Here is a 13,398-nt window from a genome sequence, read left to right as displayed (position 1 = left end):
AACTGCATCACGGATAAAAAAACAGGCAAGAAATCGTCCTTGCCTGTTCTAAAAGTCTATTATAGTACTATTTTGATTCAGTTAAATACGTCACAGGTTTGTTTACCGCAACTTTCGTACCACCAAAATGTTCATCAACATACGCTTTTACTGCTGGCGTATGATACAACGCACCCACTTTTTGCAGAACTGGATCATTTTGACGATCTGCTGCAACAGCTAATACGTTGACATTCATTTTTGTGCTTTGATCGATTGGCTCGTAGTAAATCGCATCTTTCAATACGTTTAAACCACCTTCCATTGCCAAGGTATTGCCCAGCACAATCGCATCTACTTCGTCTTTTACGCGTACTGCAGTTGCCATTTGAATTGGCTTAATCACGATTTGTTTTGCATTTTCGGTCACATCAGACGTTGTGCCTTTGACATTGTCAAAACCAGCTTTTAATTTAACCAGACCTGCTGATTGTAAAAGTAATAATGCACGCGATTCGTTTGCGCCGTCATTCGGAATGGCAATGGTCGCACCAGTTTTAAACTCGTTTAAAGATTTGACTTTGCTTGAGTAAATACCCATCGGCTCTAAATAAGTGGTAGATAGAGGTGCAATTTTGGCTGTGTTAGCATCGTTGTAAGCAACCATATAGGCATAAGACTGGAATGCATTTACATCAATTTCTTTGTTGGCTACTGCCGTGTTCATTGACACGTAGTCAGTGAAATTTTTCACATCAAGTTTGATGCCGGCTGCTTTGGTTTCAGGCAATGTCGCGATATAACGCCATACGTCTGCATCTGAACCGGTCGAAGCCATAGTTACAGTTTGAAGACCATTAGCATCTTTGCTTTGCGCTGCATCAGTGGCAGGCGCTTCTTGTTTACCACACCCAGTTAAAGTCAATACAGAGGCACTCAAGATAACGCCAAGTAACTTTTTCATGAAATTGTCCTAATTCTATTCTTGCCTAAAGTATAAGCATTTTTAAATCGTGTTAAATAAGAGTTTTATTACGATCTAAGTAGGTGGCTTGATCATTGCTGAGGAGGGCTTGAGATCGGAAGATGCAAGCGTGCAGCAACAGTTCTGGTGAACTTGATCAAGTCAGAGGCAGCCCAAATCTGATGTACTTGATCTATTTTGGAGAGAGAAAATAGATATTTTATAAGTACATGCCAAGGTTTATGTGCTCTGAAGTTACGGATATCATAGCAATAAATCTATATTCGATATACTGGATAAAAAAGCCTTGCTTATCTCTTTAGTCGAATATAAAAAAGATCTTTTAAAGAAAATATTAATTAAAACAATATATTATTTATATTGAAAATATAGCTTTAATAGATGTGTTTAAATAGTGATCTTTATAAGATTTTGTAAGATAGAAATATGAAAAATGTATATAAATAAATATAAGAAAAATATCTTATTTTGGGGAAATTAAGGAAATTCTATCATTAACGAGATAAATCTTTCCTTTATATTAACTTAAGCGAGTCAGTATCTGATCTGGGTTTCCTCTGGTCATGATATTACAAGCTTGTTTTAACAGAAGGGAATATAGAGATAATCCGAACGCTGTTTTTCATAGAGTACGTGTCTACACAAACTATGATCGGCAGGTACAAGCGGATGATCAAACTCTCCTATTTTTTCTAAGCCAATGTTTTGCATGACACGTTCTGATGGCGTATTGACGCATGCAGTAAAAGAAATGACTTTCTCTAGGCGTAGGGTCCTAAAGGCATATTTCAGTACCGCTTTGGCTCCTTCAGTCGCATAGCCTTGATTCCAGTATTGCGGTAGCAAGCGCCAGCCAATTTCAGGTGCATCGGCAATTTCAAATTCAGGTGGACGCACGTGTAAGCCAATAAATCCCATGAATTCGCCCGTGTCTTTGAGTTCTACGGCAAAGAGTCCCCAGCCACGCGTTTCAATTGCGTCTTTTAAGCGCTGCATAAAAGCGGTAGTTTCCTCTGCATTTAGTTTTTTGAGGAAATAATGCATGACGTGATCGTCTGCACACATTTGGATAAAGGGTGCAGTGTCGGAGTCTTGCCATTGGCGGAGGATCAGGCGAGGGGTTTGGATGTTTTTCATAGATGTAATATTATTTCCTTAATTTTTATTATAAAAATAAAATGAGGGTGTGATGTATATTTATGAAATTATTACTCCAGGTATTTGGCTTGATTATGAGGATCGAGAGTGGAGTTGGGAGGTTGAAAGTCAGATCCGTTCCTTAGAAGGACAATTTTTCGAAGCAAATTTAGCATTAAATCTTTTTCACTCAATTGATCGCCAAGAATCGACATCTAAAGATGATTGGCTTCGTGATAATAATAGAAGAAGTGTAATAAGGGAGCAAATTGAAGCTGAAATCCTTCAAGAAGGTAAGAATTATTGGGAGTATATGGATGAGATCAATTTAAAAACAGAAGTTATTTTTAAAAGAGAAAAATGGAGTCAAGGGCACATACCTAGAGAATTTAATCATAATTTAGCATTTTTGTATGCACGAGCATTTTTATATGCTTTGGATACTTTTGATAAATTTCTTAAAGTTCTTTCTAACTATGAACGTGTTCCAATCGAAGTGAAAAATGCATATCAAAAAATGTCGGAATATTTTCCTAATTTACGTGGTGTTAGAAACACAGTTCAACATTTAGAGGATAGATCAAGAAGATTGGGAGGAGGAAGAAATCCAAAGCCTTTGGATTTAAAACCTGTTGATAATGGCTTTATAAATGCTCCAAGTGGTGCATTAATATTAAATTGTTTAAATGGTTCTAAGTATGGATCAACTATGGCAGATGGTCATTATGGTGAGGTAGATGTTTCACCTGAATCAATGAATCATTTGTAAACTATTTTGAAAGAAGTTTTAAATTCCTTTAAATGGAAAGGAAGTCCTCAGCATAAACCTAGTGCGTAGAAATCATACAAATAAAAACCCCGAACGAATCGGGGTTTTTTATACTTAAATAAAATTAAGCATTTTCACGAGCAATGGCACGGTAACCAATATCTTTACGATATTGAACACCGTCGAAAGTTACTTTTTCACAAAGCTCTAATGCTTTTGCTTGTGCTTCACCAATGGTATTACCAAGTGCAGTCACACAAAGTACACGACCACCAGCCGTTACGATGTCACCATTTTCATTGGCTTTAGTACCTGCATGGAACACTTTCGCATCAGTCATTTCAGTGTCTAAGCCTGAAATCACATCACCATTGCTTGAAGTTTCTGGGTAGCCTTTTGACGCTAAAACGATACCAACAGTCTTGCGCTCATCCCATTCAGCTTCAGCAGGTAAGTTACCTGCAATACCAGCTTCAACGAGATCCACCAAAGATGATTTTAAACGCATCATGATCGGTTGAGTTTCAGGGTCACCAAAACGACAGTTGAATTCGATGACTTTTGGTTGACCTTTGTCGTCAATCATCAAGCCAGCGTATAAGAAACCAGTGTAAACGTGACCGTCTTTTTTCATACCTTCAACGGTAGGACGCATCACTTCCTTCATGGTTTTTTCAAATACGTCAGCAGTCACAACAGGCGCAGGAGAGTACGCACCCATACCGCCGGTGTTCGGACCTTGGTCGCCTTCAAAAATACGCTTATGGTCTTGAGATGTTGCCATTGGCAAGATGTTGTCGCCATCAATCATACAAATGAAAGATGCTTCTTCACCTGCAAGGAATTCTTCGATCACAACACGAGAACCTGCATCACCAAATTTATTGCCTGCAAGCATGTCATCAATCGCATCAAATGCTTCTTGATTGGTCATCGCAACGATTACGCCTTTACCCGCAGCAAGACCGTCAGCCTTGATCACAATTGGCGCGCCATTTTTCTCAACAAATGCTTTAGCCGCATCTACTTCAGTAAATACGTCATAGAAAGCAGTTGGAATGTTGTGACGTTTTAAGAAGTGCTTTGCAAATGCTTTAGAGCCTTCAAGCTGTGCAGCAAATTGAGTAGGACCCCAAATTTTTACACCTGCTTCACGGCAAGCATCAACGACACCATTCACAAGTGGGGCTTCTGGGCCCACGATAATTAAATCAATTGCATTGTTTTTTGCGAAATCGATAATCGCAGCATTGTCTAAAATGCTTAAATTTACGTTTTCACATTTATTTTCAGTGGCTGTACCTGCGTTGCCCGGAGCAACAAAGACTTTAGCGACTTTATCGTCTTGTGCGATTTTCCATGCCAATGCATGTTCACGACCGCCATTACCCAAAACTAAAACGTTCATCTTTTATAATCCTGTTTAAAAGAAATCCCCACATCTCCAAAAGGAGAATCCCATTTTTGCAGTACTTGACGTACAAAACCCTCCTTAGAAAAGGAGGGCTAGGGAGGATTCAAAAAATTAAATGAATCTTCATGTGTCTATTAATGACGGAAGTGACGCATACCAGTGAAGACCATTGCAATACCAGCTTCGTCAGCTGCTGCAATTGTTTCTTCATCACGCATAGAACCACCCGGTTGAATAATGCATTTGATACCTGCTTTGGCAGCGTTATCAATACCATCACGGAATGGGAAGAATGCGTCAGATGCCATTACCGCACCTTCAACCACTAAACCAGCATGTTCAGCTTTGATTGCAGCAATACGGGCAGAGTTGACACGGCTCATTTGGCCAGCGCCGACACCGATCGTTTGACGGTTTTTGGCATAAACAATCGCGTTAGACTTCACGTATTTCGCCACTTTCCAAGCGAAGATCATGTCATCAATTTCTTGTTCAGTCGGCGCACGTTTGGTCACAACTTTAAGGTCATCTTTAGTGATCATGCCCAAGTCTTGATCTTGAACTAACAAACCGCCGTTTACGCGTTTGTAGTCAAGTTGCGATTGACGCGCATCGATTGCTGGGAGTTCGCCACATACAAGTACACGTACATTTTTCTTCGCACCTGTTACTTCAAGAACGCCTTCAGCAACACTCGGTGCAATGATCACTTCAACGAATTGACGATCAACAATGGCTTGTGCAGTTGCAACGTCTAATTCACGGTTGAATGCAATGATCCCGCCGAATGCAGATTCAGGATCTGTTGCATACGCAAGATCATAAGCTGCTTGAATACCGTCTAGAGAAACTGCAACGCCACATGGGTTCGCGTGTTTAACGATCACACAAGCAGGCTTCGCAAATGATTTCACACATTCAAGAGCAGCGTCAGTATCTGCAATGTTGTTATAAGAGAGTTCTTTACCTTGTAACTGTTTCGCTGTTGAAACAGAAGCTTCAGTCGCTGTGTCTTCTACATAGAATGCAGCAGCTTGATGTGGGTTTTCACCGTAACGAAGGTCTTGAACTTTGTTTAATTGGGTATTGAAAGTACGTGCAAATTTGTCTGCTTGACCTTCTTCTTTACCTACGCGCGCGCCTAAGTAAGATGCGATCATGCCGTCATATTGAGCAGTATGTTCAAATGCTTTCACCGCAAGGTCGAAACGAGTTGCGTAAGATAAAGCACCCTCAGCTTTAAGCTCAGCTACAACGGTTGCATAGTCAGATGCATTTACGATGATACCTACAGATGCATGGTTTTTTGCCGCAGCACGAACCATGGTAGGACCACCGATGTCGATGTTTTCGATGGCATCAGCAAGTGAACAGTTTGGTTTGGCTACCGTTGCAGCAAATGGATAAAGGTTTACAACGACTAAATCAATAGCATCAATGTTGTGTTCAGCCATCACAGCTTCGTCTAGACCACGACGAGCCAGGATACCCCCATGAATTTTCGGATGTAGTGTTTTTACACGGCCGTCCATCATCTCTGGAAAACCTGTATGCTCCGAAACTTCAACTACAGCCACATTATTGTCTTTCAACAATTTGTAGGTACCACCTGTAGATAAAATTTCTACCCCTAGAGCAGCAAGTTCTTGTGCAAATTCAACAATACCAGTCTTGTCAGACACAGAGATTAAAGCGCGTTTAATAGTCATGATCTTCGTCACAGTTTTCAAGGAACAGAATAAAACAAAATCAGCAATTTACAGGTTAAAAAAAATGCCTGCGGAAGCCGCAAGCATTTTATCATTTATTCACTCATTAAACCGTGAGCTTTTAACTTTTTACGTAAAGTACCACGGTTGAGTCCGAGAATCTCGGCAGCACGTGTTTGGTTACCACGTGTATATTCTAGAACTACAGATAGAAGAGGTTTCTCCATTTCTGCTAGCACCATGTCGTATACCTGAGATGGTTGCTCGCCCTGCAGTTGTGCAAAATAGTGGCGAACTGCGCGATCTACGTGGATACGTAAAGCAACATCAGATTGTGCAGTAAAAATAGGAGATTTGCTATTCATGCGAATTAATCCGAAAAACAAATATCACTTGGGTAAAGTGATATATAAAAGTGGTCTAGAAATTGAAATGAACTCCATTTTAGATCCTAAAACGGAAGTTCTAAAACTTAGTCATTACATTGAGCCTGTAGCTTGACACATCTCTGCGATTTGGTCGAAAAATAAGCGTAACAATAGTTAAAGTTTTGTTACTGACCAAAATCAAAACAAAAAAATCTGCACGATACGCAATAAATTTTATAGCGCATTAGGCAAGACTGTATTTGTTGTGAAAAAGTCGCGAGGAGTTGCAGCACATAGCTTTCGTGGCGCGTATCATACCATTGTCTAAGCAAAAGTGAGCAAGAAAACTGCATTTTTTTTAACTTTTTTTAATTTTTTAATGCTTTCTCAGCAGATTAGGGGCGAATTATTTCCAAAGTATAGCGATCAAAGCTTTTACGATCGACTGGAAGCTTAAATTTGAATTTAAACGGGCTGTTTTTCGGGATGCGCTGAATATTGACCAGACTTTCAATCAGGTACTCTTCGGAGGACAGGTTATAAGTTGCAATCACTTCACCGCGATGTTCCAGATTGATTCTTAAAATCGGTAAGGCCAGGCTACGGTCATGAAAATTGATCAGCTCACCGCTAAACTCAGCTTCATTATTACCGGTTGCCTTGATTTTGACTTTATTGGCCTGAATTAGTGTGTAGTATTTTTCCAGATTGGAACAATTAAACACTTCACAGGCACTGTTAAAAGCCAGACTCATGACGTGACTGTTTTTGATGTATTGCGGATTGAACCAGAAAAATTGAAATAGCAGCAGGCTGAACAGTGACAGATTAAGTAAACTCCAGCCTATATAGTACATTGGCCCGCGTTTAGTCTGCTTTTCTGCCTGATCTTCCCAGTTCATGCTCGGCAGAACTGAAATCGGCTCGGTACTGAAATAATTCAGGTTATTTAAATAGGTTTCCAGATCAATATTGGAATGTTCAACTTTTTGGTCAAAAATCTGTAGCAGGCTATGACGATGCTGCTGATCCGTGTGATAAACACCTGAGTTATTTTGAGCATCAGTTTTGATGAATTCGCTGGAGTTCGACTGAGCCTGAGACATTGAGACGGTGACCGAATTCCGGGTTTCGGTCACCAAATGCGATAAGGCATTAAATGAGGTGGTACATTTGGGACAGCAAACCATACCCTGCGCAACGGTGAGTTGAGCAACTGTGACCTTATAGGTGGTGGAACAGGTAGGGCAATGGGTTCTTTTGTCACTCATGGATTATTTATAGGCTCATTCGTTCTTATGGCGTTTACCCGAGATACGGCACCAGTGCTCATCTCGTTTTTCTACCTCTAATATATCAAAATAATTTGAGTAAATGCTAGTAACATCAGCAACTTGCTCTTCGATAACTCCAGCAAGTGCGAACTGTCCCTCAGATTTAATTAAAGTAGCGAACTCAGGAGCCAGCATCATCAGTGGTGCTGCCAGAATATTGGCAACAAATACGTCAGCTTTGGTATTGCCGAGTTCATCTCTAAATTCTTCTGGCAGTCCGACATAAAGCTTGTCCAGTACGCCATTCAGTTCAGCGTTTTGCTGGGTGGCCAGTACAGCTTGTGGATCGATATCCGTGGCATATGCTTTTTTCGCACCTAATAAGAGTGCAGCTACCGCGAGAATGCCTGAGCCACAGCCATAATCGATGACAATTTTATCTTTCACATCAATCTTGCCGAGCCATTGTAAGCACAGGAAAGTTGAAGCATGGTTGCCTGTTCCGAAAGCCAGACCTGGATCAAGCTTGATGTTTACCGCATCGGCATCAGGTGCTTCCATCCACTCCGGTACGATCCAGTATTTATCAGCAATCTGAATGGGTTCATAGGCATCCATCCAGGTACGTTCCCAAGCCTGATCTTCAATCAACTCATGACGGATCGGAGCATCTGGCATTTGTGCACGAATAAAGGTTTCTAGTGCGGTAACATCAATTTCTTCGCCTTCTTCCTGCGCATAAATACCAGTCACAATCACTTTATTCCAGAGTGGTGTTTCACCTGGAAGTGGTTCCAGCAAATCCTGGTTTTCAGCATCATCCAGAGTCACACTCACTGCGCCTAGCGAGCTGAGTAATGTCTCAGTAAAATCAACCTGAGCCTGTTCAACCGTAATATGAATTTGTAACCACTTCACAGAAATAACCTTTATACATTTTTCAAAAAGCTATTGTAACGGAAGTTCAGACTCAGCGCTGCTATCTTCTTGATCCATTCCCAAAATAAAAAGGATGCCTGAGGCATCCTTTAAATATCTTCAGATGTTGTCTAATCCAGATTTGTTAGGGGTGTTTGCGCCGGGAGTGGTGCAAGCCGATTCAACAAGCTGCCAAAAATTGCAGCAAAGATATACATAAAAATAGAATAAACCGCGGCTGGCATCGCCACAGCAGCACTGCCAATCACAGTTAGGGCAATGGTCATGGCGAGGGTGCTGTTATGAATGCCAATTTCAAATGCACTGGCGCGGGCTTGAGCGCTATTAATATTAAGTAGTCGCGGAATCAGATAACCAATACTCAGACTTAGTATGCAGAACAAGGCAGTGGCCAGACCCACCTGGGTCAGATATTCACCTATATTTGTGCGTTCTTTAATAAGTGTAGCAAGAATAATCAGCACCAAAAAGCCAATTGAAAAAATCCGCAGTGGTCGATTCAGCTTTGCTGTCACGCTTGGTGCATAGCGCCGAATCAACATGCCAATTCCCACGGGAATCAGGATAATCGCGAAGACTTGCAAAATCTTGCCAAATTGCAGGCCAACTTGCTGGCTATCCTGCATAAAATGCATGATCGAAAAATTAATAATTAAAGGGAGGGTAATCGCTGCAATGACTGAATTGATTGCAGTCAGTGTGATGTTGAGGGCTAAGTCACCTTTAAACAGGTAGCTAAACAGGTTGGCCGTTGCACCCCCTGGCGAAGCCGCCAAGAGCATTAACCCGACTGAAAGTAATGGGGTTAAAGCGAATAGCTTGCAAAGCAAAAAGGCAATGCCAACCAGAATAACCAGTTGGCAGAACAATGCTATAAATACGGCTTTGGGGTGGCGTGTTACACGGCTAAAGTCCCGGGGCGTCAGTTCAAGGCCAAGCCCCATCATGATGATTGCAAGTGCCAGTGGCAGTAATATCGTTATAAGGCCAGAATCCATCTGTATGCTCCTTGTCGAAAATTGTTTTAATACTTCTGATTTTCTTTGGAAAAGCATACAGCCTTATAGCAGAATCAGCCAAATAAATTACAAATCTGATAAACGACTTTTATTGCTATATATCACTTGTTGGCGGCTAATCAGCACACCGAAAATGGTCGCGAAACTGTACATAAAAATCGTATAAATGCCTGCCGGAATAGCCATCGTGACATTATTCAGAACCGATATGGCAATGGTCAGAGCAATGGCAGTGTTATGAATGCCGATTTCAAAAGTACAGGCGCGTGCCATTTTCTCTGGAATGCCCATGAGTAGGGGAATGCAATAGCCAATAAATAGGCTGGAAAAACACAAAATCGCAGTTGCTGTACCAATACTGGCAAAGTATTCGACCAAATTCGAACGTTCTCTGAAAATAGCAAATATCAACAATATGGCTAAAAAGCCGATAGAGAGTAAGCGCATGGGCCTGCTCACTGTAATCGACAAGTTTGGAAATTTGGCCCGAAGCAGCATACCCATGATCACGGGAATCAAGGTAATTAAAAAGACCTGCACAATCTTTTCAACTGGAAAAGTCACGTTTGAGTCATGACTCATAAAGTAGTGTAAGGACAGATTGATAATAAAGGGCAGGGTAAAAATAGAGATGATGGTATTAATGGCAGTTAGAGTAATATTCAGTGCCACATCACCTTTATATATGTAACTAAACAGGTTTGCGGTTGGACCACCAGGCGAGGCGGCTAACAACATCAGACCTACAGCAAGCAAAGCGGGCAAGTCCAAAATCAGACAAATAAAAAAAGCAATACTAGGTAACAGCACTAACTGCGCAAATAAAGTAATAAAAATGACTTTAGGATAGCGACTTAAGCGCAGGAAATCTTTGATTGTGAGTTCTAGCCCCAGCCCCATCATCATGATTGCCAATGTAATTGGCAAAAAAACGCTAAAAAACCCCGAATCCATGAATTTGCCTTTTTATTATACATTTATATATATATTTCGAGTTTAGCCTAGATGAATAAATAAGCAATAAAAAACGGGCAAAATGCAGTCACTTTGCCCGTCAAAGCTTTTACTTGAAATCTAAACTATTTAGATATATATCGGCTACATACCTGGCTGGCCTTGCATTGGTGAATCAGGCTGTGCTGGCTGGCTCATCTGATGCTGCATAGGCTGACTTTGCATTTGCGGCTGCATTGGTTGGCTTTGCATCTGAGATTGTCCCTGAGGGCGTGGTGGCATAAAGCCTAATGCACATTTACCTTTGACTTCGGCACCATTAATAGTGGCGGTAGTCGCGCCAGTGTTGCCACTACACGTACTTATGAGTTCGGCTTCATCACCTTTGATTGACGCGTTTTTGGATGAAGCGAAAAATTGTGGCTCACAGGTACCATTCCAGATAATGCCGCGATGGGCAAAACTGACTTGTGCACCTTGGGATTTGCCTTTACAAACCTGTTGGTACTTTTGTGCATTATAAATGGTTTCGACCTTATCATTCGCTGATGCAGCAAATGGCGCAAAACATAAACCACATAGAACGGTTGAGAGAAAAATATTCTTATTCATCTTTTATACCTTTGTTTGTAATGTAACCAACATATAGATTAAAAAATGCGCGAGATTAAACAATGCAAATCGAGTAAATTTCTCAGCTTATATGTTTAATTTATATAGTCCCTCTGCAAAGTTAAATTACAGTGCTTTAATGTTGTGCGAGTTAAGTGCGATTTATCTGAGGATAAATTCTACTGAATTTGTCTACTTTAGAGTGAAATTTGCTATAATGCTCAGCTATCCTTTTTTATCTCTCAATTACCACTATGCATTATCCTAAAGTATACGATGTCATTGTTATCGGTGGCGGTCACGCCGGTACGGAAGCGGCTCTGGCTGCAGCGCGTATGGGTCGACAGACTTTACTCTTAACTCATAACATTGAGACTTTAGGGCAGATGAGCTGTAACCCGGCCATCGGTGGTATTGGTAAATCGCATTTGGTGCGTGAAATTGATGCTTTGGGCGGTGCGATGGCACTGGCTGCCGATAAGGGCGGTATTCAATTCCGTATTTTGAACTCGCGTAAAGGTGCTGCAGTACGTGCAACACGTGCGCAGGCTGACCGTGTGCGTTATAAAGCGGCTATTCGCGAAACATTAGAAAACCAAGCAAACTTAGATATTTTCCAGCAAGCAGCAGACGACCTGATTGTTGAAGGCGATACTGTAAGAGGTGTGGTTACCCAAATGGGTATTCGCTTTGATGCCAAAACTGTGGTGCTGACTGCTGGTACATTCTTAGGTGGTGTCATCCACGTTGGTCTGGAGAAATCTAGCGGTGGTCGTGCCGGTGATCCGCCGTCAATTTCCTTGGCACATCGTTTGCGTGAACTTCAACTTCCGGTGGGTCGTTTAAAAACAGGTACACCACCGCGTATTGATGCGCGTTCAGTTGATTTCTCGGTAATGACCCCGCAGCCAGGTGATTTTCCATCTCCGACCATGTCATTCATGGGTGATGCTTCGATGCATCCTGAGCAAGTCAACTGCTATATCACGCATACCAATGAACGCACCCATGAGATTATTCGTGGCGGTTTAGACCGTTCACCAATGTATACAGGTGTGATCGAAGGTGTGGGGCCACGTTACTGCCCATCAATCGAAGATAAGATTCACCGTTTTGCCGATAAAGATTCTCACCAAGTCTTCTTGGAGCCTGAAGGCTTGGATACACATGAGCTTTATCCAAATGGTATTTCGACTTCTTTACCGTTCGACGTTCAGTTTGAACTGGTTCGCTCGATCCGTGGTATGGAAAATGCGCACATTCTTCGTCCGGGCTATGCCATTGAATACGATTACTTCAACCCACAAGCGTTGAAATTTACCCTTGAAACCAAAGCAATTAATAACTTGTATTTCGCCGGTCAAATCAACGGCACAACCGGTTATGAAGAAGCGGGTGCGCAGGGTTTGCTTGCAGGCTTGAACGCTGCACGCCGTGCTTGGGATCAGGAGCAATGGACGCCAAAACGTGATGAAGCATACATGGGTGTTCTGGTCGATGACCTGATCACATTAGGTACCAAAGAACCATACCGTATGTTCACCTCACGTGCCGAATACCGTTTGATGCTGCGTGAAGATAACGCAGATCAGCGTTTAACAGCCATTGGTCGTGAAATGGGTCTGGTGGATGACGCGCGTTGGGCAGTGTACTGTGAGAAAATGGAAGCAGTGGAAAAAGAAACAGGCCGTTTGCAACACTTGTGGGCCGCACCAAATAACCCAATGGGTAAGAAATTCGTTGAGATGACCGGTGCAGACCTGTCTAAAGAATGTTCGGCGATTGATTTGTTGAAACGTCCAAACATTTCATTTGCTCAAATTGCAGAGTTAACCAATTCTGAAGTATCACCATTTGTCGGTGAGCAAATTGAAATTGCAGTGAAATATGCGGGTTATATTAATCGTCAGCATGAAGACGTCGCACAAATGAAACGTCTTGAAGAAACCCGTATTCCTGCGGATTTTGATTATGACATCGTGTCGGGTCTTTCACGTGAAATTACCCTGAAACTGAAAGATGTTCGTCCTGAAACATTGGCGCAAGCCAGCCGTATTCCGGGTGTAACGCCTGCAGCAGTTCAACTGGTGATGATTACAATTCGTAAGAATGCACAAGCAAAGAAATCTGCTTAAGATTTTGAGCTAGAAAAGCCCGCGTTAAGCGGGCTTTTTATCGACTTGTAGTTTTGTATAAGTTTTGACTATCGTTGAATTAAAAATAACTACAATTAAATTAA

Annotated in this window: 12 protein-coding genes; 2 read left to right on the top strand and 10 right to left on the bottom strand. The window is 41.7% G+C overall.

The window, feature by feature from the left end:
• Positions 1-67 precede the first annotated feature (67 nt).
• Complete coding sequence (locus tag NI466_RS06945) at positions 68-943, bottom strand: MetQ/NlpA family ABC transporter substrate-binding protein (protein WP_195724830.1); 876 nt, start codon at positions 941-943, stop codon at positions 68-70.
• A 603-nt stretch (positions 944-1,546) separates the two neighbouring features.
• Complete coding sequence (locus NI466_RS06940; protein ID WP_253173177.1) at positions 1,547-2,101, bottom strand: GNAT family N-acetyltransferase; 555 nt, start codon at positions 2,099-2,101, stop codon at positions 1,547-1,549.
• A gap of 52 nt (positions 2,102-2,153) precedes the next feature.
• Between NI466_RS06940 and NI466_RS06935 the strand changes: the two genes are divergently transcribed.
• Positions 2,154-2,870, top strand: a complete 717-nt coding sequence (locus tag NI466_RS06935) for a hypothetical protein (RefSeq protein WP_253173176.1) — start codon at positions 2,154-2,156, stop codon at positions 2,868-2,870.
• A 124-nt stretch (positions 2,871-2,994) separates the two neighbouring features.
• On the opposite strand, the gene purD is transcribed toward NI466_RS06935, so the two are convergent.
• The 8 genes from purD to NI466_RS06895 form a co-directional block, all read right to left on the bottom strand.
• On the bottom strand, positions 2,995-4,278 hold the full coding sequence (gene purD, locus NI466_RS06930) for a phosphoribosylamine--glycine ligase (RefSeq protein ID WP_253173175.1): 1,284 nt from the start codon (positions 4,276-4,278) through the stop codon (positions 2,995-2,997).
• Between the two features lie 140 nt (positions 4,279-4,418).
• Positions 4,419-5,993: a bifunctional phosphoribosylaminoimidazolecarboxamide formyltransferase/IMP cyclohydrolase gene (gene purH / locus NI466_RS06925; RefSeq protein ID WP_004279915.1), complete on the bottom strand. Its 1,575-nt coding sequence runs from the start codon at positions 5,991-5,993 to the stop codon at positions 4,419-4,421.
• 95 nt (positions 5,994-6,088) lie between these two features.
• Complete coding sequence (gene fis / locus NI466_RS06920) at positions 6,089-6,358, bottom strand: DNA-binding transcriptional regulator Fis (RefSeq protein ID WP_001086304.1); 270 nt, start codon at positions 6,356-6,358, stop codon at positions 6,089-6,091.
• 398 nt (positions 6,359-6,756) lie between these two features.
• Positions 6,757-7,632: an MJ0042-type zinc finger domain-containing protein gene (locus NI466_RS06915; RefSeq protein ID WP_253173174.1), complete on the bottom strand. Its 876-nt coding sequence runs from the start codon at positions 7,630-7,632 to the stop codon at positions 6,757-6,759.
• Between the two features lie 15 nt (positions 7,633-7,647).
• Complete coding sequence (prmA, locus tag NI466_RS06910) at positions 7,648-8,553, bottom strand: 50S ribosomal protein L11 methyltransferase (RefSeq protein WP_004646702.1); 906 nt, start codon at positions 8,551-8,553, stop codon at positions 7,648-7,650.
• Between the two features lie 131 nt (positions 8,554-8,684).
• Complete coding sequence (locus tag NI466_RS06905) at positions 8,685-9,572, bottom strand: bile acid:sodium symporter family protein (protein ID WP_005107208.1); 888 nt, start codon at positions 9,570-9,572, stop codon at positions 8,685-8,687.
• Between the two features lie 87 nt (positions 9,573-9,659).
• Complete coding sequence (locus NI466_RS06900) at positions 9,660-10,547, bottom strand: bile acid:sodium symporter family protein (protein ID WP_253173173.1); 888 nt, start codon at positions 10,545-10,547, stop codon at positions 9,660-9,662.
• A gap of 144 nt (positions 10,548-10,691) precedes the next feature.
• Positions 10,692-11,159, bottom strand: a complete 468-nt coding sequence (locus NI466_RS06895; RefSeq protein ID WP_253173172.1) for a hypothetical protein — start codon at positions 11,157-11,159, stop codon at positions 10,692-10,694.
• Between the two features lie 254 nt (positions 11,160-11,413).
• On the opposite strand from NI466_RS06895, the gene mnmG reads away from it, so the two are divergent.
• Positions 11,414-13,294: a tRNA uridine-5-carboxymethylaminomethyl(34) synthesis enzyme MnmG gene (gene mnmG, locus NI466_RS06890; protein ID WP_253173171.1), complete on the top strand. Its 1,881-nt coding sequence runs from the start codon at positions 11,414-11,416 to the stop codon at positions 13,292-13,294.
• The last annotated feature ends 104 nt before the right edge of the window (positions 13,295-13,398 follow it).

It is taken from the genome of Acinetobacter lwoffii (assembly GCF_024129595.1).
GTDB classification, from domain to species: domain Bacteria; phylum Pseudomonadota; class Gammaproteobacteria; order Pseudomonadales; family Moraxellaceae; genus Acinetobacter; species Acinetobacter lwoffii_O.
This window is presented reverse-complemented; position numbering and strand designations above follow the sequence as displayed.

Excerpts from the sequence above, each read along its gene's own strand:
- NI466_RS06945 (WP_195724830.1), bottom strand. The coding sequence starts at position 943 with ATGAAAAAGTTACTTGGCGTTATCTTGAGTGCCTCTGTATTGACTTTA.
- NI466_RS06940 (WP_253173177.1), bottom strand. The coding sequence starts at position 2,101 with ATGAAAAACATCCAAACCCCTCGCCTGATCCTCCGCCAATGGCAAGAC.
- NI466_RS06935 (WP_253173176.1), top strand. The coding sequence starts at position 2,154 with ATGTATATTTATGAAATTATTACTCCAGGTATTTGGCTTGATTATGAG.
- purD (WP_253173175.1), bottom strand. The coding sequence starts at position 4,278 with ATGAACGTTTTAGTTTTGGGTAATGGCGGTCGTGAACATGCATTGGCA.
- purH (WP_004279915.1), bottom strand. The coding sequence starts at position 5,993 with ATGACTATTAAACGCGCTTTAATCTCTGTGTCTGACAAGACTGGTATT.
- fis (WP_001086304.1), bottom strand. The coding sequence starts at position 6,358 with ATGAATAGCAAATCTCCTATTTTTACTGCACAATCTGATGTTGCTTTA.
- NI466_RS06915 (WP_253173174.1), bottom strand. The coding sequence starts at position 7,632 with ATGAGTGACAAAAGAACCCATTGCCCTACCTGTTCCACCACCTATAAG.
- NI466_RS06905 (WP_005107208.1), bottom strand. The coding sequence starts at position 9,572 with ATGGATTCTGGCCTTATAACGATATTACTGCCACTGGCACTTGCAATC.
- NI466_RS06900 (WP_253173173.1), bottom strand. The coding sequence starts at position 10,547 with ATGGATTCGGGGTTTTTTAGCGTTTTTTTGCCAATTACATTGGCAATC.
- NI466_RS06895 (WP_253173172.1), bottom strand. The coding sequence starts at position 11,159 with ATGAATAAGAATATTTTTCTCTCAACCGTTCTATGTGGTTTATGTTTT.
- mnmG (WP_253173171.1), top strand. The coding sequence starts at position 11,414 with ATGCATTATCCTAAAGTATACGATGTCATTGTTATCGGTGGCGGTCAC.